Raw genomic sequence first — 22,950 nt, 5'->3', positions numbered from 1 at the left:
TCCTAGTGTCATGAGCAGGCGGTGGTGTCGGGTGCGAAGCGGTGCATGGGCAGGCCCAGCCATTCCAGCGCGGTGCCATGGAACAGGCGGGCACGGTCGGCATCGCCCAGCCCCAGGGCCTCGATGCTTTCGCCGGGCGCCTGTTCGCCCAGCGGGAAAGGATAGTCGGTGCCCAGCATCACCTGACGGACGCCCGTCACATCCAGCAACCAGCGCAGCGCCTGGTCGTCGTGCACGCAGGAGTCGTAGTAGAAGCGGCCGAGGTATTCGCGCGGGTTGCGCGGGTTGTCGGTGGCCACCAGGTCGGGGCGCATCTTGAAGCCGTGCTCGATGCGGCCGATCGTCCACGGGAAGCTGCCGCCGCCGTGGGCCAGCATCACGCGCAGCTTCGGCAGGCGCTCCAGCACGCCGCCGAAGGCGAGGCAGCAGGCGGCGCGCGCCTGCTCGGCAGGCATGCCCACCAGCCACGGCAGCCAGTACTTGGGCATGCTGGCCATGCCCATCATGTCCCAGGGGTGCACCAGCACCGCGGCGCCGAGGTCGGCGGCGGCCTCGAAGAACGGGAACAGCTCCGGCGCGTCGAGGTTCCAGTCGTTGCAGTGCGAGCCGATCTGCACGCCCTGCAGGCCGAGTTCGTCGATGCAGCGCTCCAGCTCGCGCACGGCGAGCTCGGGCGCCTGCAGCGGCACGGTGCCGATGCCGGCGTAGTGGCGCGGGTGGTCGCGGCACATGCCGGCCATGTGGTCGTTGAGGTGCCGGTGCAGCTCCAGCGCCTGATATCCCGGCGCCCAGTACGAGAACAGCACCGGCACGGTGGAGATCACCTGCACGTCCACGCCGAAGCGGGCGTAGTCGGCGATGCGCATCTGCGCGTCGAAGGCCGAATCCCACACCTCGCGGAAGAACTTGCCGTCCTTGTAGATGCGGTGGCGGCCATCGGTATGGGTCATCACCGGGAAGCGCTCGTCGCCGAACCTGGCGGCGAGGTTGGGCCAGTCCTTGGGCAGGATGTGAGCATGGGTATCGATCTTGAGCATCCGCCAAGTCTAGAGCCTGGGGGCATGGGCGTCGTGCGGCGGCCGCACATCGCGGGCGGCACATGCGCGCCGGTTTCGGGGAGGCCTATAATTCCCGTTCTGTGAGGCGCATCACGGAAAATGCGCCCGGGGATCACAGGGGGAGCCGTGAACGAGGAATGCCGAACACGCTACCTACGCGCGAAACCGATCGCCTTGGCGGCGCTGGATCTGGTCGAAGCGGAGCGTGAGCGCTACGTCGCCGCGAATTGCGGCGACGACGAGTTCCTGCGCAACGAGGTGCGCTGGATGCTGGAGGCCGCCGAGGCGACCGTGGGCACCACCCTGCCGCGGCTGGTCGTGGAATCGGCGGTGGTCGGTTCCACGGTCAATACCGCCGCCAGCAGCAGCGGCTACCGCATCCTGCGCCAACTGGGCGAGGGCGGCGGCGGCGTGGTGTATCTGGCCGAGCGCGCGCTGGGCGAGGGCACCCCGGACGAGCTGCGCCAGCAGGTGGCGATCAAGTTCCTGCACACCAAGGGCGTGCCCGGGCGCGAGCCGCTGAAGCGTTTCGCGGAGGAGCGCCGCATCCTCGCCACGCTCAACCATCCCAACATCGCGCACCTGATCGACGGCGGCACCACCAGCGACGGCCGTTCGTTCCTGGCGCTGGAATACGTGCAGGGCGAACGCATCGACCGCTGGTGCGAACACCGGCAGTTGCCGTTGCGCGAGCGGGTGGCGCTGTTCCTCAAGGTGTGCTCGGCGGTGCACTACGCGCACCAGCGCCTGGTGATCCATCGCGACCTCAAGCCGGGCAACATCCTGGTAACCGACGAAGGCGAGCCGAAGCTGCTGGATTTCGGCATCGCCAGGCTGCTCGACCACGTCGGCGGCGTGGCCGCCTCGCAGACGCGTACCGACATGCGCACCCTGACGCTGGCCTATGCCAGCCCCGAGCAGTTGCGCGGCCGGCCGCTGGGCACCAGCGCCGACGTGTGGTCGCTGGGCGTGGTGCTGTACCAGCTGGTCTGCGGCATGCGCCCGTTCGGCGACGAGGAGGAGGTTTCCCCGGTGAGCCTGTCGCTGGCCATCGACACCGGCAAGCTGCTGCCGCCGAGCCGGCGCCTGCGCCAGTCCGGCGGCGCCACGCCGCTGCGGCGCGAGGTGCCGGCGGACCTCGACGCCATCGTGATGAAGGCGTTGCGGCGCGACCCGTGCGACCGCTATGCCGGCGTGGACGCGCTGGCCGACGACCTGCAGCGCTTCCTGTCGGCACGGCCGGTGCGCGCCCGGCACGGCGCGGCCTGGTATCGCGCGCGGCTGTACCTGCGCCGCCATGCGGTGGGCACCGGCATGCTGGTGCTGGTGCTGGTGCTGCTGGGCAGCTTCACGGTGCAGCGCATGCAGCAGGTGCGGCGGCTGGAACTGGAGCGCGACAAGACCACGGCCATCGCCGGCTTCCTGCAGAACCTGTTCGAGAACGCCGACCCGACGCACGCGCACGGCAGCAACATCACGGTACGCGAGGTGCTCGACCGCGGCGCGGCGACCCTGATGTCGCGGCACGACATCGCGCCGCCGGTGCGGGTCAGCCTGCTGTTGTCGATGGGGCGTTCCTACAACCAGCTGGGACTGGGCGGCCAGGCGATTCCGCTGCTGCGGGAGGCGCGCAAGCTGCAGAATCTCTACGGCGCCGGCGCGCTCGAACGGGGCCAGGTACTGGCCGCGCTGGGCCGCGCGTATTCGACGGTGATCAACCTGGCCGCGGCGGTTCCGCTGGATCGCGAGGCGCTGGAATTGCTGGCGCAGGCGCCCGGCGACCATGCGGGGGAGATCCTGCGGGTGCGCATCAACCTGCTGTACAACGAGCTGGGCGGCCCGGGCATGCCGGCCGCGGCCGTCGCGCGCGAGACGCGCCAGATCCTCGCCCGGCTCGACGCGGATCCGTCGTCGGATCGCGAGCTGCACCTGCAGGCGCAGGCCGTGCTGGCCATGGCGCAGGGCGCGACGGGCGACGGTGCCGGCTCGATCGCCAGCGCCCAGGCGGCACTGGGCGAGGCCCGGCGCCTGTATGCACAGGACGATCCCGCGCTGGTCTACTACCGCTTCGTGCTGGCGCTGGTGTCGATGCGGCACGACCCCGCCGGGGCGATGCAACTGTTCCGCCGCTCCATGGCCGACTACGACCGGCAGGTCGGTTCGGTCGGTCCCAGCATGTCCGGGATGCTCACCTATTTCGGCATCGCATTGGCACAGGCCGGCGACCTGCCGGATGCGCGCGACGCCCTGGAGCGTTCGGCGAAGCTGGCGCAGTCCTTCGCGGAGGTGTCGCCCGATTTCGAGCTATATACGGTGACCGAGCTGGCCAGGGTGTACGTGGCGATGGGGCGCACGGCCGATGCCGCGGCCCTGCTGCAACCCCGCCTGGCGCAACTGGACCTGCGCGCGGGCACCGGGTTGCCGTGGGCCGAAGCGAACCGCGTCAACGCCCTGGTCGCGCTGGGCGAGGCGGACCTGGCGCGCGGGGACGCCGCGTCGGCCACCCGGGACTTCGGCGCGGCCATGGCGCAGATGGGCGCGAAGGGGGCGCGCGACATGCCCGAAGCCTGGGCCGGCACGCTGGCCGGGCTGGGCGAGGCGGCCCTGCTCGACCAGCGGCTCGACCGGGCGGGGCAATGGCTGGCGCAACTGGTGGAATTCAACCGCGCGGGCAAGGCTGCGCCCGCCGACCCGGGCGTGGCCGCGGCGACCCTGCTGGACGCCAGGCTGCGCCAGGCGCGCAACGGTGCCGGGATCGTGGCCGAGCTTGCCGGGCGCGCGCATGGCACGTCGTCACAGAACGGCGATTGCCGCGCGACGACGGCCGCACCGGCAGTCGCTTCGTCGCCACCGTCGTGTCACGATCCGGCGGCTGGCAGCGCCGGAAAGGCGGCCGAGGAACGGGGAGCGGAACATTGAACGAAACGGTCGAGGTGACCCGCCTGCTGCATGACGCCCAGGCTGGCGACCCGGCGGCGTTGAACGAGGCGCTGCGCCAGATGTACGACGCGCTGCGCGGCATCGCGCGCGCGCAATTGAGCGGCGAGCAGATGGAACGCACGTTGAGCGCCACGGCCCTGGTCAACGAGGCCTACCTCAAGGTCTTCGGCGGCTCGCAGCCGCCGGACTGGGCCAATCGCCGGCACCTGCTGGGCGTGGCGGCCCGCGCGATGCGCGAGGTGCTGGTGGACTCGGCGCGCCGGCGCAACGCCGCCAAGCGGCCGCAGGAGGCGGATCGCCTGCAGCTCACCGAAATCTCCATGGAGCTGTCCGATGGCGTGGACTACGGCGCCCTGGTCGAATGCCTGGACATGCTGGCCACGCTGGACCGCCGCCAGGCGGACATCGTGGCGATGCGCTTCTTCATGGGCATGAGCGTGGAGCAGATCGCCATGGCGATGGAGATCTCCACCAGCACCGTGCAACGCGAATGGCGGCTGGCGCGGGCCTGGCTGCAGCGCGAACTGGGCGGGTAAGGCCAAGGCTGGAACGCGCTCCTGAAGTGCGGGCCGGAGGCGATCCCCGCCCGGGCCTTCGTCCGGCTGCTTCAGGCCACGGTATCGACGAAGACCCCGCGCAGCCCCGAAATGCCGCTTTCGCCGAAATTGCTCGCCAGCGACTGCAGGAACGTGGGCAGGCTGGGGATGGAGGCGCTGGCGGAGGTTTCCGACGCCGCGCCCAGGGTGGCCCAGAGGTTCTGGAACACCGAGGTCAGGCCACTGGAGCTGCTGGCGGTGGCTGGCGTGCCGCCCGCATTGGCATCCAGCGCACGGGCGAGGCTGGAGAAGGTGGCGGCCATGTCCTTGTACTGCCGCACCTGGCGCGATCCGGGCGAGGCATCGCCCTGCGTCGTCGCGCTGCCGGTCGCGGGCTGGCCCGGCGCGGCCGTCAGCCCGAGTTGCGTCATTGCGGCGGCGATGGCGGCGGCCATCTGGCCGGCGTTTTCGGCGCTGAGATTCGATCTGGCGGCGGGTGCGGCTTGCGATCCGGCAGGCTGCTTTTGCTGCTGCGCGTAGCCGGATGCGACCAGCCCGTTCGCGGACTGCCAGCGGGTACCGTAGATGCTGGAAACATTCATGGCAGGCGGCAGGTTGCGGAGTGGTCGGCCTCCGCCATGCTACCCCACCGGCTTGCCGGCGGAGCGTCCATCACGTGCCTGCGGAGACCGCCTGCGCGCGCCTGAGCACGTGGGCGAGCGTGTTGATGTTGTTGGCGAGCCGGTCGCCGAGCTGGAGCAGGGCCTCGCCGGTGGCCGGCTCGCCGGCTTGCGCCAGTGCGCCGGGCAGCGACTGCTGCAGGGCGCGCAGGTCGGGCAGGTTTTCGGGCGCGCGCCGTTCGCGCAGGGCATCGGCGATGGATTGCGTGGCGCTGGCGCAACTGGCGACGAAGTCGTTGACGGCGGCGGGACGCGACGACGGATCGTTGCCCAGCGCCTCCAGCGCCATCGCCGTGCGCGCCAGCCGGTTGCCGTTGGCGAACAGCGTGCGCGCCAGTTCCAGCAGGGCCTGCGGCGTGGCCGGTTCGGTGCGCATGCGCTCGAGTGAGGCGGCCGCGTTGCTGCGCGCGGTGCGCGCCAGGCTGCGCGTCTCGCGCTGCGCCTCGCGTTGTCCGGGCACGGCCAGCGCGCGCAGGTAGCTGGCGTAGGCATCCAGCATCTCGGCCAGCGCGGCGCGCGCACGGCCCCGCTCCCAGGTGGGCCACATCAGGTAGGTGGCCATCGCCATGGCGCAGCCCAGCACGGTGTTGATCACGCGGTCGGTCACCGCCACGCCGGAATTGACGCCCTCGTACGACAGCAGGATCACCACGGTGCCGGTGAGCGCGGCCACCGCGATGCCGTAGTGCGCGTTGGCCAGCCAGCGGAACGCCATGCACAGCACCGCCATCAGCGCGAGATGCGCCCATGGCGAGGCCGGCGTGAGGTGCAGCAGGGCCGTGGTCAGCACGAGCCCGAGCACCGTGCCCACCACGCGCAGCAGGCCGAAGTTGAAGGTGGCGGCGAAGTCGGCGCGCAGCACGATGGCCGTGGTCATCGGCAGCCAGTAGCCGTGCGGCAGCTTGAGCAGGCGGGAGACCAGCAGCGCCATGCTGAGGCAGGCCGCCGTGCGTATCGCGTGGCGGAAGGCCACCGAGCGCGGCGTGAGGTTGGCGTGCAACACGGCCCAGGCCGAACCGCTCTGCAGCGTGCGCGGCAATTGCGTTTCCGCGGCCGCGGCGCGCAATTCGCCGCGACTGCCCGCCCAGTTGGCATTGCGTACCGCGGCCGCGAGCTGGCCATCCAGCGCACGCAGATGCGAAGCCAGGCCGTCGGGCACGGCGCGGCTGTCGTTGCGCAGGGCTTGCAGCGCGCGTTCCGCCTGCTGCGGAGGCTCGGCCGTCTCCAGCGCGTGCGCGATGGCGTCCAGCACGTGCGCGGCGTCTTCGCGGTAGCGGGCGTGCATGGCGGGATTGGCATGCAGCGCCGAAATCGCGGTCAGTTCCAGCCGGATGCGCTCGGCCAGTTCCAGCAGCACGGCGAACGCCTCCATCGCGCGACCATGCGCGCGATAGCGTCCGAGCAGGGTGTGCTGCAGCGAAGTCATGGCGTCGGTGAGCGCGGGGTTCGCGTTCTCGTCGTCGCCCGGTTGGCGCGCCAGCGTGGCGAGGCCCGCGTACACGCCGGCCAGCGCATGGCGTTCCGGGCGATAGCGCTGCAGCGGCCATGCGGCCACCGCGAACAGGGTGAGCAGCAGGCCGCCGCTGGCGATCAGGCCGGAAGCGAGCAGGGCGTTCCTGGGCGAGACCGGCGTGGCGGCGGCGATCACCAGCAGGATCATGCTGGTCATGCCCACGCGTGCCGCGTCCGTGCCGAACACCACCAGCATGCCGCCGCAGAAACCGAACACGGCGGTGACCAGCAGCATCGGCAGCAACTGGCCGCCGATGGTGAAGCCCAGCAGCGCGGCCACCCCCGCCACCAGCGCCGCCAGCAGCAACAGGCGCATGCGTTGGCGGTAGGGGCCGGGCTGGTCGGAGAACATCGTGTCCAGCGCGCCGGCGCCCACGCCGAGGCCGACCTCGGGGTAACCCGTCGCCAGCCCCGCGGCCAGCGGCAGGACCACGGCCAGCGTATTGCGCAGCACCACCCGCAACGGCACGTCCGGGCGCTTGATCAGCGTCAGGGTCTCGATGAACTGCACGCGCAGGGAATAGCCGCTCGATGACATGGCGCCGCGTTTGCTCCTGGACGAAGCGTTCGATTGTGCCTCAGAGCCTGCTCAAGGTCTCCGCATGGACCGGTCGACGCCAGGCGGGTGCGACAGGGAGTCGGGGATGCGCATCGGGAGCGGCGTCGCCCGTTGCACGCCGGCGCCGATGCGCAGCCGGCCGGCGGCACGGCATGGCTGCCGGCAGGTAACGATGCCGGGACTTCGACGGCGCCGCGTCCCGGCCGGCGGATGGGTCAGGCGCGGCCGGCGAACTCGCCGGTCAGCGTGTTCACCCACACCTTCTCGTCGTTGGTGATGTACTCGGGCACCTGGATCTCCACGCCGGTGTTGAGCTTGGCCGGCTTGGTGCGCTTGGTGGCGCTGGCGCCCTTCAGCTCGGGCGCGGTGTCCACCACGGTCAGCACCACGCTGGTGGGCACCTGCAGGCCCACCGGCGCGTCGTCGATCAGCTGCACGTAGAAGCCTTCCACGTCTTCCACGATGTAGCCGGCGTTGTCGCCCACCAGCTCGGGGCCGAGCAGGTATTGCGTGTAGTCCTCCGCGTCCATGAACACGAAGGCCTCGCCGTCCATGTAGGAATAGTTGGCGGCGCGGCGCACCAGGTCCATTTCCTTCAGGTCGTCGTCGGCGCGCAGGCTCAGGTCGAACTTGCGGCCGCCCGGGATGGAGTACAGGGTGAAGCGGAAGGTGACGTTGCCGCCACGCGCGGTGGGCGAGCTACGCTCGATGTCGCGCACCTGGTACACGGTGCCTTCGTGCTCGACCACGTTGCCTTTCTTGACGTCGGAAGCTTTCATGGGTTTGAACCGGGATTCGTGATTGGGGGTCGGGGATTCGGGAAAAGCGGAGCGCGCGAGATGCGGGCTCTTGTCGAATCCCGAATCCCGTCTTCCGAATCCCGGCTATTTGGGCTGCAAGCGCACCGCGCCGTCGAGGCGGATGGTCTCGCCGTTGATGTAGCGGTTGCCGAGGATGAAGGCCACGGTCTGCGCGAACTCCTCCGGCTTGCCCAGGCGCGAGGGGAAGGGGATGGAGGCGGACAGCGACTCCTGCACCTGCGGCGGCATGCCGTCCACCATCGGCGTCCAGAAGATGCCCGGCGCGATGGTCGCCACGCGGATGCCGAAGCGCGACAGCTCGCGCGCCATCGGCAGGGTCATGCCGACCACGCCGCCCTTGGAGGCGGAATACGCCGCCTGGCCGATCTGGCCTTCGTAGGCGGCGACCGAGGCGGTGTTGACGATCACGCCGCGCTCGCCGTCCTCGCCCGCCTCGTTGTGCTGCATCAGCGCGGCGGCGGCCTTGGCCACGTTGAAGCTGCCGACCAGGTTCACCATCACGGTGCTGGCGAAGGTGGACAGCGGCATCGGGCCTTCCTTGCCCAGCACGCGGCCGGCGCCGAGGATGCCGGCGCAGTTCATCACCACGTTGAGCCCGCCCATCGCCTCGCGCGCGGCGGCCACGTTGGCGGCGACGCCGTCCTCGCTGGTCACGTCGGTCTTGTAGAAGCGGGCGACTTCGCCCAGCGCCCTGGCGGCGGCCTGGCCCTTCTCCTCGTTGACGTCGAACAGCGCCACCCTGGCGCCGTGGGCGACGAGGTGCTGCGCCACCGCGTGGCCGAGACCGGAGGCGCCGCCGGTGATGATCGCCTTGACCTGATCGAGCTGCATGTCGGGTATTCCGTGGGTGACGAAACGGACATTTTAGCAGCCCCGACTCACCTCGATCGCTTGCCTTGGGCGCGAAGGCACCTGGTCTCCGGGGCGTGGCCGGGCGCGGACACGCGCAACGCGCTGGCCCACTCTTCCCGGCCTGATTAGCGTCGAGTCTCAGTCGTGCCATGTTCGGTCTCCCTCCCCTGCATGCAGGGGAGGGCTGGGGTGGGGTCAGGCTCTTGCGAAAGCCATCCAGTCTTTCGCAGGGTTTCACCCCCTCCCAACCTCCCCCTGCAAGCAGGGGGAGGAGCAAATCGGCTTGCCGCTGAGACTCGACGCTAATCAGGTCTTCCCGGAGGGGAGAGGGAAAAACGCTATGCCGCCGTGCGCGCCCGCGTCACGCGGCTGGCGGTGTCCTTGTGCAACTGCGCGGCCAGCCAGGCGCCGGTGGCGACCAGCAGGTCGAGATCGACGCCGGTCTGCATGCCCATGCCGTGCAGCATGTACACCACGTCCTCGCTGGCCACGTTGCCGGTGGCGCCCTTGGCGTACGGGCAGCCGCCGGTGCCGGAGACGGCGCTGTCCACCACGCGCACGCCCTCATCGAGGCAGGCGAGGATGTTCGCCAGCGCCTGCCCGTAGGTGTCGTGGAAATGCACGGCCAGCGCGGCCATCGGCACTTCCTGTGCCACTGCGTGCAGCATCGCGCGCGCCTTGGCCGGCGTGCCGACGCCGATGGTGTCGCCCAGCGAGATTTCGTGGCAGCCGAGTTCGTGCAATCGTTGCGCCACGCGCACCACGTCGCGCACCGGCACCTCGCCCTGGTAAGGGCAGCCAAGCACGGTGGAGACGTAGCCGCGCACCGCCACGCCATCGGCCTTCGCGCGCTCCAGCACCGGCATGAAGCGTTCGATGGATTCGTCGATCGAGGCGTTGATGTTCTTGCGGTTGAACGCCTCGCTGGCGGCGGTGAACACGGCGACCTCGCCGGCGCCGGCCTCGCTCGCTCGCTCGTAGCCCTGCAGGTTCGGCACCAGCACCGGATAGCTCACGCCAGGCACCTTGCGGATGCCAGCAAACACCTCCGCCGCGTCGGCCAGTTGCGGCACCCATTTGGGGCTGACAAAGCTGGTCGCCTCGATGGTCTTCAGGCCAGTGGAGGAAAGCCGGTCGATCAGCGCGATCTTCACCTCGGCCGGCAGCAGGGTCTTCTCGTTCTGCAGGCCGTCGCGGGCGCCGACTTCGACGATGCGGACGTGGTTGGATGCGGTCATGGCGGCTCCGGATGATGTTTCCTTCTCCCTCCGGGAGAAGGTGCCCGAAGGGCGGATGAGGGTACGGGCGAAGCGTCGCGTTTCAACCGGACCCTCACCCCAGCCCCTCTCCCGGCGGGAGAGGGGCTAAAGCTCAGGTGTCGAGGCGAACCAGCACGGCGTCTGCTTCGACAAAATCGCCCTGAGTGGCGTTGACGCTTTCGATGGTACCGGCGCGCGGTGCCTTCAAGGCCAGCTCCATCTTCATCGCCTCCATCACCAGCAGCTCCTGGCCTTCCTCGACACTGTCGCCCGGCTTGGCCTTCACCAGCACGATGCGGCCCGGCATGGGCGCGACGACCTGGTTGCCGCCGGCGCTGTCCTTCGACTGCCACGCGAACGCGGCGGTACGGTCGAGGCGCCAGCGGCGACCGTCGGTGTCATGCAGCAGTACGCGATGCGCGCTGCTGCGCAGGGCGTAGCGCTCGGCTTTTTCGTCGAAGCGGGCGCTGAGCGAGTCGCCGTCCAGCCGCGCGCCGCGTACTTCGCTGGCGATGTCGCCATGGCGCAGGCGGTAGTCGCCGGCGTGGCCGTGCGCCTCGACCTCGAAGCGCGACTCGCCGCGCGTCAGCGCCACGATGCGCTTGCCGGCATGGCCCACGCGCCACGCGTCGGCACCGGCCCAGGGCGAGTGCGGATCGGCGGGATTCGCGGTGACGTGTGCCTCGTCGTGCAGCAGCGCGGCGGTGGCGGCGGCGAACAGGGTGCGTGTATCGGGTTCGCCGTGGCCGGTGACGAATTCGTCGAGGTGGCGGTCGAGATAGCCGGTGTCGATGCGTGCTCCGGTGACCGCCGGGTGGCGCACCAGCCGTTCGAGGAAGGCGATGTTGGATTTCGGTCCCTCGATCTCGCATCCGGCCAGCGCTTCGCGCAGGCGCTGCAGGGCCTGCGGACGGTCCTCGTCCCACACGATCAGCTTGGCGATCATCGGGTCGTAGAAGATCGTCACCGTGTCGCCCTGCGCAACGCCGTCGTCGATGCGCACGTGGCGCGAGGGCGCGGGCAGGCGCAGGGTGAGCAGCTTGCCGGAGCCGGGCAGGAAGTTCTGCTCGGGGTCTTCCGCGTACAGGCGCACCTCGATGGCGTGGCCGTGCGAGGCGACCTGTTCCTGCGCGAGCGGCAGCGCCTCGCCATGCGCGATGCGCAGCTGCCACTCGACCAGGTCGATGCCATGGGTGAGTTCGGTGACCGGATGCTCCACCTGCAGGCGCGTGTTCATTTCCATGAAGAAGAACGTGCCGTCCTGCGCGACGATGAATTCCACCGTGCCCGCGCCCACGTAGTTCACCGCCTTGGCCGCGGCCACCGCGGCGGCGCCCATCGCCGCTCGTGTTTCGTTCGTGAGGAAGGGCGAAGGCGTTTCCTCCAGCACCTTCTGGTAGCGGCGTTGCGCCGAGCATTCGCGCTCGTCGAGGTGGATCACGTGGCCGTGGCGGTCGCCGAAGACCTGGAACTCGATGTGGCGCGGATGCTCGACGTAGCGTTCCAGCAGCATGCTGGCGTCGCCGAATGCGGCCTGCGCCACGCGCTGCGCGGTGGCCAGCGCCTCGGGGAACTCCGCGTCGCTGCGCACGATCTGCATGCCCTTGCCGCCGCCGCCTGCCGAGGGCTTGATGATCAGCGGATAGCCGATGGCGTGTGCCTGTTCCGCGAGGAAGGCGTTGTCCTGGTCGTCGCCGTTGTAGCCGGGCACCAGTGGCACGTCGTGTTTCGCCATCAGTACCTTGGCGGCGGACTTCGAGCCCATCGCCTCGATGCTTGCGGGATCCGGCCCGATGAACACGATGCCGGCTTCCTTGCAGGCGCGCGAGAACGCGGTGTTCTCGGACAGGAAGCCGTAGCCGGGATGGATGGCCTGCGCGCCGCTCTTCTTCGCGGCCTCGATGATCGCGGCTATGCGCAGGTAGGACTCCGCCGGGCGCGGCCCGCCGATCGGCCAGGCCTCGTCGGCGAGGCGCACGTGCTGCGCGTCGCGGTCCGCTTCCGAATACACCGCGATGCTGCGGATGCCGAGCCGCCGGCAGGTGCGGATCACGCGGCAGGCGATCTCGCCGCGGTTGGCGATCAGTACGCGTTCGAACATGCGGGTTCCTTGCGATGCCTTGGTCTTGTCGCCATCCCGGGGTGGGCCGGGATGGCGGTGGCTGCAGGCGCGCCTTTGGCCTGGCGCGCGATGCAAAGCCCCGGAAAACTAGCAGATGCGCCGGCTTGCGCCGATGCGCAGCGCAGCATGGCGGGTCAGCCGGCAGCCCATCGCGGCGCGCGCTTGTCCAGGAAGGCGGTGAGCCCTTCCTGGCCTTCCGGCGACACGCGCAGGCGGGCGATCAGCGCGGCGTTGTCGCGGTCGATGCGCTCGGCGGCGGTTTCGTCCAGGCCGCCCATGCGGAAGGCGAGTTGCTTGGCTTCGCGCTGCGCTTCCGGGCCGGCCTTGGCCAGCAGCTTCAGCGCGAAGGCCACGGCGTTGTCCAGGGCTTCGGGCGCCACGACCTGGTGCAGCAGGCCGATGCGCTGCGCCTCGGCGGCGTCGAACACCTCGCCGGTGAGGAACAGCTTGCGTGCGTGGCGCAGGCCGACGGCGGCGAGCACGTAGGGCGAGATCACCGCGGGCACCAGGCCCAGCTTCACCTCGGTGAGGCCGAATTTCGCGCCCTCCGCGCCGATGGCGATGTCGCAACAGGCGACCAGGCCCACGCCGCCGCCGTAGGCCGCGCCATTGACGCGGGCGACGGTGGGCTTGGGGCAGAACTGCAGGCTGCGCATCAGCCGTGCGAGCCGCAGCGAGTCGTCGCGGTTCTCAGCCTCGCTGGCCTTGGCCATGCCGCGCATCCAGTTGAGGTCGGCGCCGGCCGAGAAGCTGGCGCCGCTGCCGGTGAGCACGACGGCACGCACCGCCGGGTCGCGACTGGCGTCCTCGATGGCGGCGGTGAGCCCGGCGATCAGCGCGTCGTCGAAGGCGTTGTGCACCTCGGGGCGGTGCATGGCCAGCGTGCGCACGCCGGCGAGGTCGGTGGTCCGTACGGAGGAAGCCATCGGGGGATCCTGCGGAGAAAGGCGCCATCTTAAATCGTCGCGCCGTCCGCGCCCGGAAACCCCGGGATGCGCGCGTAACAGGGATACCCTGCAACACGCGCGTAATACGGATACAATGCGAACCATTCTTATTTGTACTCGGATTGACCGTGCGCTTGTCCGACTTGCCGAAGGGTGTCACCGCCGTGGTGGACCGCGTGGACGACGCGCACGCGGACGACGCGGTGGCGCAGCGCCTGCGCGACCTCGGCTTCGTCGACGGCGAGCCGGTGCGCGTGGTGGCGCGGGCGCCGCTGGGCGCCGACCCGCTGCTGATCCAGATCGGCTTCACCCGCTTCGCCCTGCGCCGAGCCGAGGCCGCGCGCGTAGCCGTGCGCCAGGAGGCGGCATGAGCGCCGACGCCCTGCGCATCGCCCTGGTGGGCAACCCGAACTGCGGCAAGACCGCGCTGTTCAACCTGCTCACCGGCGGCCGGCAGAAGGTGGCGAACTACGCGGGCGTCACCATCGAGCGCAAGGAAGGGCGCTTCGTGGCGCCGTCCGGGCGCATGCTGCAGATACTCGACCTGCCGGGCGCGTACAGCTTCGACGCGGTCAGCCCCGACGAGCAGATCACCCGCGACGTACTGCAGGGCAACTACCCCGGCGAGGCGCCGCCCGACCTGATCGTGTGCGTGGCCGACGCCACCAACCTGCGCCTGCACCTGCGCTTCCTGCTGGAAGTGCGCCGCCTGGGCCGCCCGGTGGTGCTGGCCCTGAACATGATGGACGCGGCGCGCCGGCGCGGCATCGAGATCGACGTGCCGGAGCTGTCGCGCCGGCTGGGCCTGCCGGTGGTGGAGACCGTCGCGGTGAAGCGCGGCGGCGCGCAGGCGCTGGTGGAGCGCGTGGACGGCGAATTGCCCGAACCCGCGCCTGCGCAGGCCGACGACGCGGCCAGCCGCGCCGACCTGCATGCCGAAGTGCGCGCGCTGCTCGCCGCCACCGTGCGCATGCCGCGCCACACGGCGGAACTGGACGACACGCTGGATCACTGGGCGCTGCATCCGGTGTTCGGCCTCGCCATCCTCGCCGTGGTGATGTTCCTGGTGTTCCAGGCGGTGTACGCCGCCGGCAAGCCGATGACCGACCTGATCGGCGACGGCTTCGGCTGGCTGGGCGCGCATGTCGCCGCGTGGTTGCCGCCGGGGCCGCTGCAGGGGCTGATCACCGACGGCATCTTCACCGGCCTGGGCACGGTGCTGGGCTTCATGCCCGAGATCCTGGTGCTGTTCTTCTTCATCCTCGTGCTGGAGGAGTCCGGCTACCTGCCGCGCGCGGCCTTCCTGCTGGACCGGCTGATGCTGTCGGTGGGGTTGACCGGGCGTTCCTTCATCCCGCTGCTGTCCAGCTTCGCCTGCGCCATCCCCGGCATCATGGGCACGCGCTCGATCACCGATCCGCGCGACCGCGTCGCCACCATCCTGGTGGCGCCGCTGATGACCTGCTCGGCGCGCCTGCCGGTGTACGCGCTGCTGATCGGCGCCTTCATCCCGGCGCACCGTGTGCTTGGCCTGTTCAACCTGCAGGGGCTGGTGCTGTTCGCGCTGTACCTCGCGGGCATCCTCGGCGCGATGCTGGTGGGCTGGGTGATGAAGCGCATGCGCCGCGACCAGGGCGACCACGCGCTGCTGATGGAGCTGCCCTCGTATCGCCTGCCCAAGGCGCGCGACGTGGCGATCGGCCTGTACGAGCGCGGCATGATCTTCCTGAAGCGGCTGACCGGCGTGATCCTCGCGCTCACCGTGCTGATGTGGGCGCTGTCCACGTTCCCCGCGCCGCCGGCGGGCGCCAGCGGGCCGGCCGTCGACTACAGCTTCGCCGGTCACCTGGGACACTGGCTGGCATATCCGTTCGCGCCGATCGGCTTCAACTGGCAGATGAGCCTGGCGCTGATCCCCGCCTTCGCCGCGCGCGAGACCGCGGTGGCCGCGCTGGCCACGGTGTACGCGGTGGGCGGCGACGCGGGCCAGCTCGCACCGGCGCTGGCCTCGCACGTGTCGCTGGCTTCCGCGCTGTCGCTGCTGGTGTGGTTCGCCTACGCGCCGCAGTGCATGTCCACGCTGGCGGTGATCAAGCGCGAGACCGGCGAGTGGCGCAACGTGGCGGTGTCGTTCGGCTACCAGTTCGTGATGGCCTACGCGGCGTCCTTCCTCGTCTACCAGGCCGCGAGTGCACTGGCATGAGCAAGGGCCTGCTGATCCAGTACGTCGTGCTTGGCCTGATCGTGGCGGCCAGCGTGCTGGTGGTGTTGCGCAAGCTGGCGCCGCAGCTCACCAGCCGCTGGCTGGCGGCGGCGTCGATCCGCCTGTCGCGCAGCGATTCGCGCCTGCTGAAGGCCCTGGGACGACGCCTGCAGCCGAAGCAGGGCACGGGCGATTGCAGTGACGGTTGCAGCACCTGCGGCGCTTGCGGGCCGAAGAAGCCGGTAGCGGCTTCGACGGAGTCGCGTGCTCCCGGTTCATCCGGGCAGGCGCGCACGGCGGTGGAGCCGATGCCGCTGCATTTCAGGTCGCGTTCGCGCTGACTCGGACAGCGTCAGCCCCTGGCTTGCTTCACCCGCCAATGCGCGCGGTGACGAAACATGTCGATGCCCCAAATGACGAGCGTCGTGGCTGCGGCCATGGCCAGCAGCGGAACGTTGTCGAGTGCTCCCCCATTCACGGCCTGGGTTGCCACGCTGCCGATAACGGATGCGCAGGCCAGCAAGAGGTACGTGAGGGCACGCGGACTGAGGTTGAGGATGGGTTTCCTGCTGCGTTTCGGCGTGCGAAGCCTGTACCGACGGATGGCCAGGGCCAACGCGCCAAGTACGATCGGCGTCGCCACGATGGGCTTGTCCAGCAGGTAGTCCATTCCAAGTCCAAGGGCGCACAGCGAAGGGATGAGTAATCGCCGCCGCCATGGATTGGCCTCGCTTGAAGACTCCGGCGCGCCTTGCCAGCGATTGATCCACCTGACGCCGATCAGGGCGGACAGAAAGAGCGCGATGCCAGCGAACATCACGACCGAGACGGACCCGATGCCTAGCCAGGCGGCCGGCTTGGTGATGTCGCCCTGTTGCGATGCCGCCCAGAACAGCACGATGGCGGTGATGGCAGCGCCTGCCAGGGCCATGGCGAGCACGCGGATGGCGACGAGTGTCCAGTATTCGCGGCTATTGCCATTGCTGCCCACGGCACGCAACCAGAATTGCGCATGTTCCCGATTCAACGTGGCTGGCAATTGCTCGGGGACGCCCAGGCAAAGCGCGTGCGCGATGCGCGCGAGGTTCGCGGATTTTTCGCGCGTCAGGGTCACGCCGATGGTTCGGTACCAGCTGCGCGGCTGTTGCAGCAGGGCGATGCAACTGCGCACCCTCCAAGGATGAGGCTGGCCTTTCTCGGTCAGGGTGCGCGATCGTCTTGCCAGCGATGTATGGTCGTTGAACATCTCCCAGTGTGCCGCCAGCCTGCTGCGTAATTTTTCCAGGGCAACCGGGTTCAGGCCTGTCAGCACGTTGTTGAGATCGAAGAAGCCCAGCAGTGCATCGAAGTTGGCGGACTGCATGGGACGTGACTCTTGCGCCAGTCCCTGCATCATCCGCTGCCCGGTGAGTTGCTTGATGCGGAACGACCATAGTTCCGGGCAGCGGGCCAGCCAGTTGGCAAGCACCACCGGGCCTTCGGCGCGGCATGCTTCGTCGATCACGCGCTTGGCCAGTTCGGCGATATTGACCGCCGGCGCTGGTCGCGACGCCGCCGGTCGCAGGGTCTCGACCGGTGGAAGCACTCGGGCCGGCGTGGAGGCGGGGCCCGCCGGCTTCAGGATTTCCACTGGCGCAGGCGCCAGGCCGGGCCTGGAGGTTTCGGGTGGCGACAGGGTTTCGAGCGCGTGCGCTGCCTTGGGTGCGATCGATGGCCCGGGCTTGAGCGTTTCCAGCGGCGGGGGCACCAGGTCGGGCCCGGAAATTTCGGGTTGCGACAGGGTTTCGAGCACATGCGGTGCCCTGGGTGCGATCGATGGCCCGGTCCTGAGCGTTTCCAGCGGTACAGCGGGGCGGCTGGGTTGGACGACCACATGTAGCGGCGCTGCTGGCGGCTGGGTGTCGCCGGTGGATACGGGGATGACGTGGGTATCGCGTTTCGGTGTCGCCGGGGGCGGGATAGGTGCGGGTTGTGCCATCGGGGGGCGGGTCGTCTGCCTGCCCGCTTGCGTGAGTGCTATCTGGTATGCGGTGTTCAGGCGCTGGAACGCTTCAGCATCCTCGTCCGGCCGCGTCGTGCGCAGCAGGCGCGCATAGGCGCGCTTGATCGTGGCGGCATCGGCATCGGCGGCAACGCCGAGCAATTCGTGGACCCAGGTCAAAGCTGGCGTTCCAGTTCGTCCATGGCCTGGCCGAAGCGCGTGCGGTGTTCGCCGATCAGCCGCTCGTCCTGCGATTCCAGCGTCTGCGTGAAGCGGCCTATCCATTCGCGCAACACGTCGCGCGCGGCGATGTATTCCTCGAACAGGCGCTCGGCGCGCGCCAGCAGCGCGAGGTTTTCCTGCTTGGAGCGGGGGTGGATCTTCAGTTCCGACAGGGCATCCAGCCTGGCGCGGATTTCCTCCTTGCTCAGGATGCCCGGGTTCTGCTCCAGCACCAGTTCGTGGCGCGTGCCGCTGGCGGCGGGCGCGGCCTCCACCTGCAGCACGCCGTTGATGTCGTAAGTGAAGCGGACGACCACGGCGTTGTCCGCGATGGGCAGGGTGGGGTTGAGCGGCACGTCCAGTTGCCCGAGCTTGATGTTGCGCGCCACCATCGGGCTTTCGCCCTGGTAGATCTTGAGCGACAGCAGCTTCTGCCGCTCGGTCATCGGGAAATAGGTGGATTCGCGGCTGATCGGCACCACGCTGTTGCGCTGGATGAGGGGCGAGAACAGCCCGTTCTGCACGTTCCCGTGCTCGTCCTTTTGCCCAACTTCCACGCCCAGCGTGTACGGGCAGACGTCGGTGAGGATGATCTCGTCCAGCTTGACGTTGCGGCTCTTGAGGCCGGCGGCCACGCAGGCGCCCATGGCGATGGCTTCGTCCGGGTTGATGTGGCGCAGCGGCAGCCGGCCGAACATGCGCGCGATCAGCCGCGACACCAGCGGCATGCGGCTGGCGCCGCCGACCAGCACGATCTCGTTGAGTTGTTCCGGTTGCAGCCGTGCGTCGCGCAAGGCGCGTTCGAGCGGGGCGCGCATGCGCTGCAGCAGCGGCTCGGCCAGTTGCAGGAAACGGTCCTGGTCGATCTGCCAGCGGATGACGCGTTCGCCGACCTGGCAATCGATGCGCTGCTCGGATTGCTGGCTCAACGCGCGCTTGAGTACTTCCAGGCGTCGGCGCAGCAGGCCGCGTTCGACGGGCGAGAAGTCCGCGGCATTCAACTTGAGGTCGGCGAGGCAGGTGTTTTCCAGCAGGTCGAGGAAGTCCTCGCCGCCCAGGAAGTTGTCGCCGGCGCTGGCATGCACTTCGACCACGCCTTCGAAGGTCTCCAGCACCGAGACGTCAAACGTGCCGCCGCCGAGGTCGAAGACCAGGAAACGCGTGCCCTCGGGCTTGGCTTCCAGGCCGTAGGCGAGGGCGGCGGCGGTGGGTTCGTTGATCAGGCGTTCCACCTTGATGCCGGCCAGTTCGCCGGCCGCGCGCGTGGCCTTGCGCTGCGCATCGGAAAAATAGGCCGGCACGCTGATCACGGCTTCATCCACTTTCTCGCCGAGCGCGGCTTCGGCGTCGGCGATCAGCGAGCGGAGCACCAGGGCCGACAACTCCTCGGGGCGAAACTGGCGGTTGCCGAGCGGCGTCTCGCGCGACGACCCCATCCAGCGCTTGAAGGCCGCAACGGTGCTCTTGGGATGGCTCACCAGGCGGTCGCGCGCGGCTTCGCCGACGATCATGTGGCCGTCGTCGTCGATGCTGACGACGGAGGGCGTGAGCAATTCGCCCAGCGCATTTGGGAAAAGCCGCGGGCCGTCCTCGCCGAAACAGCCGATCAGCGAATGCGTGGTGCCCAGGTCAATGCCGACGATCACTGGTTGTTCCCCCTTGGTCTTGCATCCATGGCCGTCCGGCCAGTGTGTTACATCCGGAACACGCCGTAGCGCTGCGGCTCGATCGGCGCATTCATCGAAGCGGAGATGGCGAGCCCCAGCACGCGGCGCGTGTCGGCCGGGTCGATGATGCCGTCGTCCCACAGCCGCGCGCTGGCGTAATAGGGATGCCCCTGGTGCTCGTACTGTTCGCGGATCGGCGCCTTGAAGGCGTCCTCTTCTTCCGCGCTCCACGACTTGCCGGCGGCCTCGATGCCGTCGCGCTTCACTGTGGCCAGCACCGACGCGGCCTGTTCGCCGCCCATCACGCTGATCCGCGCGTTCGGCCACATCCACAGGAAGCGCGCGCCGTAGGCGCGGCCGCACATCGCGTAGTTGCCGGCGCCGAAGCTGCCGCCGATCACCACGGTGAACTTCGGTACGTGGGAACAGGCGACCGCCGTCACCATCTTGGCGCCGTCCTTCGCGATGCCGGCCTGTTCGTACTTCTTGCCTACCATGAAGCCGGTGATGTTCTGCAGGAACACCAGGGGCACGTTGCGCTGGTTGCACAGCTCGATGAAGTGCGCGCCCTTGAGCGCGCTTTCGGCGAACAGGATGCCGTTGTTGGCGACGATGCCCACCGGATAGCCGTGGATGTGCGCGAAGCCGCAGACCAGGGTCTTGCCGTAGCGCGCCTTGAACTCGTGGAATTCCGAGCCGTCGACGATGCGCGCAATCACCTCGCGGATGTCGAACGGGCGGCGGGTGTCCTCGGGGATCACGCCGTACAGCTCGCTGGACGGGTATTTCGGTTCGGCGGGTTCGCGCAGCGCCAGCGGCATCGCCTTCCTGCGGTTGAGGCTGGCCACGATGTCGCGGGCGATGGAGAGCGCGTGCGCGTCGTTCTCGGCGTAGTGGTCGGCCACGCCCGAGATGGATGTGTGCACGTCCGCGCCGCCCAGCGTCTCCGCATCGACCACCTCGCCGGTGGCGGCCTTCACCAGCGGCGGGCCGCCCAGGAAGATCGTGCCCTGCTCGCGCACGATGATGGTCTCGTCGCTCATCGCCGGCACGTAGGCGCCGCCGGCGGTGCAACTGCCCATCACCACCGCGATCTGCGGGATGCCCAGGCCCGACATGCGCGCCTGGTTGTAGAAGATGCGGCCGAAGTGCTCCTTGTCCGGGAACACCTCGTCCTGCATGGGCAGGAAGGCGCCGCCGGAATCGACCAGGTAGACGCAGGGCAGCCGGTTTTCCAGCGCCACTTCCTGCGCGCGCAGGTGCTTCTTCACCGTCATCGGGAAATAGGTGCCGCCCTTCACCGTGGCATCGTTGGCGACCACCACCACCTCGATGCCGTTGACGCGGCCGATGCCGGTGACGATGCCCGCGGCGGGCGCGGCATCGTCGTACATGCCGTGCGCGGCCAGCGGCGAGAGCTCGAGGAAGGGCGAGCCGGGGTCGAGCAGGGCGCGGATGCGCTCGCGCGGCAGCAGCTTGCCGCGCGCAGTGTGCTTCTCGCGCGCCTTGGCACCGCCGCCCTCGGCGCTGCGCGCCAGTTCGCGACACAGGTCCTCGGTGAGCGTGCGCAGGCGTTCGCCGGCGGACTGGAACTCGGGGGAACGCGGATCGATCTGCGAGACGATGACACTCATGCGCGGCTGCCGTCGGAAGGAACCCGCGGATGATACCGAGAGTGCAGCGCAGCAAAGCCGGCCCCGCGCGACGCTTCTCGAAAAGTGCGGCCATGGATGGCCGCCCGTTTGATTCTCGCGTTCAAGGACGAACGCACAAGTACAGCCCGCACAAGTAAATCAAATCCCGCAAAAAAACGGCCGCGCGAGGCGGCCGTTTTTCCGGACTGCGAAACGAGGATCAGTGACCCTTCATCGCGTCCTTGGCCTTGTCGGCGGCATCCTTGGCGGCGCCAGCGGCGTCCTTGGCGGCGTCGGCAGCCTTGCCGGCGGCAGCGGCGGCGTCGCCAGCAGCGCTGGCAGCAGCAGCCGGAGCAGCAGCGGCGGTGGAGGCCGGGGCGGCAGCCGGAGCGGCAGCGGTGGAAGCCGGGGCAGCAGCCGGAGCAGCAGCGGTCGAAGCCGGGGCGGCGGCAGCCTGCTGAGCCTGGTCGGCGGAGGCCTGCTGGGCCTGGTCGCTCGACTGGGCGTTCTGCGCGGAGTCCTGCGCGCCGTTGCTGCAAGCCGCCAGCAGCGCGACGAGCGCGGAGGCGAGAAGGGTACGCGTCAACTTCATGGTGTATCTCCTAAGCCGTGGAATGCCGAATGGCGGATTATTATTAGCGCTTTCCCGCGTTGTGCGCCATAACTTTCGGCGCGCCGCTTCAGGCTGGGTTGAAAGCCGGCACGGCGCGCCGGGGGGTCAGTCGAGGCGCTCCACCGCGATCGCGGTCGCCTCGCCGCCGCCGATGCACAGGCTGGCGACGCCGCGCTTGAGGCCGCGCACCTTCAGGGCGTTGAGCAGGGTCACCACCAGGCGGGCGCCGCTGGCGCCGATCGGGTGGCCCAGCGCGCAGGCGCCGCCGTTGACGTTGACCTTCTCGTGCGGGATGCCGAGTTCCCTGATCGGCGCCATGGCCACCACCGCGAACGCCTCGTTGATCTCGAACAGGTCGACGTCGGCCACCTTCCAGCCGGCCTTGTCCAGCACCTTCTGGATGGCGGCGACCGGGGCGGTGGTGAACCACTCCGGCTCCTGCGCATGGGTGGCGTGGGCGACGATGCGCGCCAGCGGCTGCAGGCCGCGCTTGTGCGCGTCGTCGGCCGACAGCAGCACCACGGCGGCGGCGCCGTCGGAGATGCTGGAGGAGCTGGCCGCGGTGACGGTGCCGTTCTCCTTGCGGAAGGCGGGCTTCAGCGTGGGGATCTTGGTGACATCGGAGCGGCCGGGCTGCTCATCGGTATCCACCAACACGTCGCCTTTGCGGCCAGCGACGGTGACGGGGACGATCTCGCCGGCGAAGGCGCCGGACTGCTGGGCGGCCTGCGAGCGCTTGACCGACTCGATCGCGAACGCGTCCTGGTCCTCGCGGCTGAAGTGGTACTTGTCGGCGCAGGATTCGGCGAACACGCCCATCGACTTGCCGTCATAGGGATTGGTGAGGCCGTCCCAGGCCATGTGGTCGACCAGCTTGCCGTCGCCATAGCGGATGCCGGTGCGGGCCTGGACCAGGTGCGGGGCGTTGGTCATCGACTCCATGCCGCCGGCCACCACCACGTTGACCGAGCCGGCCTTGATCAGGTCGTGGCCCAGCATGATCGCCTTCATGCCCGAGCCACACACCTTGTTGATGGTGGTGCAGCCCGCGGACTTCGGCAGGTCGGACTCCAGCGCGGCCTGGCGGGCCGGCGCCTGGCCGAGGCCGGCCGGCAGCACGCAGCCCATGATGACCTCGCCGACGTCGGCGGGCGCCACGCCGGACTGTTCCAGCGCGGCGCGGATCGCCGTGGCGCCCAGCTTCGGCGTGGGCACGCCGGTGAACTGGCCGAGGAAGGAACCGATGGCGGTGCGCTTGGCACCGACGATGACAACGCTGACGTCGGACATGGGGATCTCCACGGAATCACGGATGGCGCACGGCGCCGGAGGGGACAGGGCGGG

The 22,950-nt window shown here is 69.5% G+C and carries 18 protein-coding genes; 5 read left to right on the top strand and 13 right to left on the bottom strand.

The annotated features are described in order from the left end of the window. Nucleotides 1–8: 8 nt before the first annotated feature. The gene (locus tag IHE47_RS09025; protein ID WP_192105564.1) at nucleotides 9–1,037 is read right to left on the bottom strand and encodes an amidohydrolase family protein; all 1,029 of its coding nucleotides are present in this window, start codon (nucleotides 1,035–1,037) and stop codon (nucleotides 9–11) included. A 195-nt stretch (nucleotides 1,038–1,232) separates the two neighbouring features. Here IHE47_RS09025 and IHE47_RS09020 point away from each other — a divergent pair, with 195 nt between their 5' ends. Together IHE47_RS09020 and IHE47_RS09015 are read left to right on the top strand one after the other, a co-directional pair. Further along, a complete protein-coding gene (locus IHE47_RS09020) occupies nucleotides 1,233–3,977 on the top strand; it encodes a serine/threonine-protein kinase (protein WP_192105563.1) in 2,745 nt (914 codons plus the stop codon). Further along, on the top strand, nucleotides 3,974–4,534 hold the full coding sequence (locus IHE47_RS09015) for an ECF-type sigma factor (RefSeq protein ID WP_192105562.1): 561 nt from the start codon (nucleotides 3,974–3,976) through the stop codon (nucleotides 4,532–4,534). Before IHE47_RS09020 ends, IHE47_RS09015 begins: the two co-directional genes overlap by 4 nt. A gap of 71 nt (nucleotides 4,535–4,605) precedes the next feature. Here the strand turns inward: IHE47_RS09015 and IHE47_RS09010 are convergent, their stop codons facing one another. From IHE47_RS09010 to IHE47_RS08980, 7 genes are all read right to left on the bottom strand, one after another. After that, nucleotides 4,606–5,136, bottom strand: coding sequence for a hypothetical protein (locus tag IHE47_RS09010; protein ID WP_192105561.1), 531 nt, complete (start codon nucleotides 5,134–5,136; stop codon nucleotides 4,606–4,608). Between the two features lie 70 nt (nucleotides 5,137–5,206). Next, the gene (locus IHE47_RS09005; protein WP_192105560.1) at nucleotides 5,207–7,264 is read right to left on the bottom strand and encodes an FUSC family protein; all 2,058 of its coding nucleotides are present in this window, start codon (nucleotides 7,262–7,264) and stop codon (nucleotides 5,207–5,209) included. 236 nt (nucleotides 7,265–7,500) lie between these two features. Beyond that, complete coding sequence (gene yeiP, locus IHE47_RS09000) at nucleotides 7,501–8,064, bottom strand: elongation factor P-like protein YeiP (protein WP_192105559.1); 564 nt, start codon at nucleotides 8,062–8,064, stop codon at nucleotides 7,501–7,503. A 105-nt stretch (nucleotides 8,065–8,169) separates the two neighbouring features. After that, a complete protein-coding gene (locus tag IHE47_RS08995; protein ID WP_192105558.1) occupies nucleotides 8,170–8,937 on the bottom strand; it encodes an SDR family NAD(P)-dependent oxidoreductase in 768 nt (255 codons plus the stop codon). A 359-nt stretch (nucleotides 8,938–9,296) separates the two neighbouring features. Beyond that, a complete protein-coding gene (locus IHE47_RS08990; RefSeq protein ID WP_192105557.1) occupies nucleotides 9,297–10,196 on the bottom strand; it encodes a hydroxymethylglutaryl-CoA lyase in 900 nt (299 codons plus the stop codon). Between the two features lie 133 nt (nucleotides 10,197–10,329). Continuing rightward, complete coding sequence (locus tag IHE47_RS08985; RefSeq protein ID WP_192105556.1) at nucleotides 10,330–12,318, bottom strand: acetyl/propionyl/methylcrotonyl-CoA carboxylase subunit alpha; 1,989 nt, start codon at nucleotides 12,316–12,318, stop codon at nucleotides 10,330–10,332. Nucleotides 12,319–12,473: 155 nt separating this feature from the next. Next, nucleotides 12,474–13,265, bottom strand: a complete 792-nt coding sequence (locus tag IHE47_RS08980) for an enoyl-CoA hydratase-related protein (protein ID WP_192105555.1) — start codon at nucleotides 13,263–13,265, stop codon at nucleotides 12,474–12,476. A 149-nt stretch (nucleotides 13,266–13,414) separates the two neighbouring features. Between IHE47_RS08980 and IHE47_RS08975 the strand changes: the two genes are divergently transcribed. Genes IHE47_RS08975 through IHE47_RS08965 form a run of 3 tightly spaced genes read left to right on the top strand, consistent with a single transcriptional unit; the run spans nucleotide 13,415 to nucleotide 15,830 of the window. After that, nucleotides 13,415–13,657 carry a FeoA family protein gene (locus tag IHE47_RS08975; protein WP_192105554.1) on the top strand — a complete coding sequence of 81 codons (243 nt, stop codon included), beginning with the start codon at nucleotides 13,415–13,417 and terminating at the stop codon, nucleotides 13,655–13,657. After that, nucleotides 13,654–15,489 (top strand): ferrous iron transporter B, encoded by a 1,836-nt coding sequence (locus tag IHE47_RS08970; RefSeq protein ID WP_192105553.1) that lies wholly within the window; start codon nucleotides 13,654–13,656, stop codon nucleotides 15,487–15,489. Before IHE47_RS08975 ends, IHE47_RS08970 begins: the two co-directional genes overlap by 4 nt. Next, on the top strand, nucleotides 15,486–15,830 hold the full coding sequence (locus IHE47_RS08965) for a DUF6587 family protein (RefSeq protein WP_225561728.1): 345 nt from the start codon (nucleotides 15,486–15,488) through the stop codon (nucleotides 15,828–15,830). The genes IHE47_RS08970 and IHE47_RS08965 overlap by 4 nt, the downstream gene beginning before the upstream one ends. An 11-nt stretch (nucleotides 15,831–15,841) precedes the next feature. Here IHE47_RS08965 and IHE47_RS08960 read toward each other — a convergent pair whose 3' ends face one another. The 5 genes from IHE47_RS08960 to IHE47_RS08940 form a co-directional block, all read right to left on the bottom strand. After that, the gene (locus tag IHE47_RS08960) at nucleotides 15,842–17,650 is read right to left on the bottom strand and encodes a DnaJ domain-containing protein (protein WP_192105552.1); all 1,809 of its coding nucleotides are present in this window, start codon (nucleotides 17,648–17,650) and stop codon (nucleotides 15,842–15,844) included. Next, nucleotides 17,647–19,338 carry a molecular chaperone HscC gene (locus IHE47_RS08955; protein ID WP_192105551.1) on the bottom strand — a complete coding sequence of 564 codons (1,692 nt, stop codon included), beginning with the start codon at nucleotides 19,336–19,338 and terminating at the stop codon, nucleotides 17,647–17,649. Before IHE47_RS08955 ends, IHE47_RS08960 begins: the two co-directional genes overlap by 4 nt. Before the next feature lie 47 nt (nucleotides 19,339–19,385). Continuing rightward, nucleotides 19,386–20,993, bottom strand: coding sequence for a carboxyl transferase domain-containing protein (locus tag IHE47_RS08950; RefSeq protein ID WP_192105550.1), 1,608 nt, complete (start codon nucleotides 20,991–20,993; stop codon nucleotides 19,386–19,388). Nucleotides 20,994–21,213: 220 nt separating this feature from the next. Then, nucleotides 21,214–21,585 carry a hypothetical protein gene (locus IHE47_RS08945; protein WP_192105549.1) on the bottom strand — a complete coding sequence of 124 codons (372 nt, stop codon included), beginning with the start codon at nucleotides 21,583–21,585 and terminating at the stop codon, nucleotides 21,214–21,216. A 126-nt stretch (nucleotides 21,586–21,711) separates the two neighbouring features. Further along, nucleotides 21,712–22,896: a thiolase family protein gene (locus IHE47_RS08940; RefSeq protein ID WP_192105548.1), complete on the bottom strand. Its 1,185-nt coding sequence runs from the start codon at nucleotides 22,894–22,896 to the stop codon at nucleotides 21,712–21,714. Nucleotides 22,897–22,950: the final 54 nt, after the last annotated feature.

This window comes from Rhodanobacter sp. DHB23 (assembly GCF_014842975.1).
In the GTDB taxonomy this organism is placed as follows: Bacteria; Pseudomonadota; Gammaproteobacteria; order Xanthomonadales; family Rhodanobacteraceae; genus Rhodanobacter_A.
This window is presented reverse-complemented; position numbering and strand designations above follow the sequence as displayed.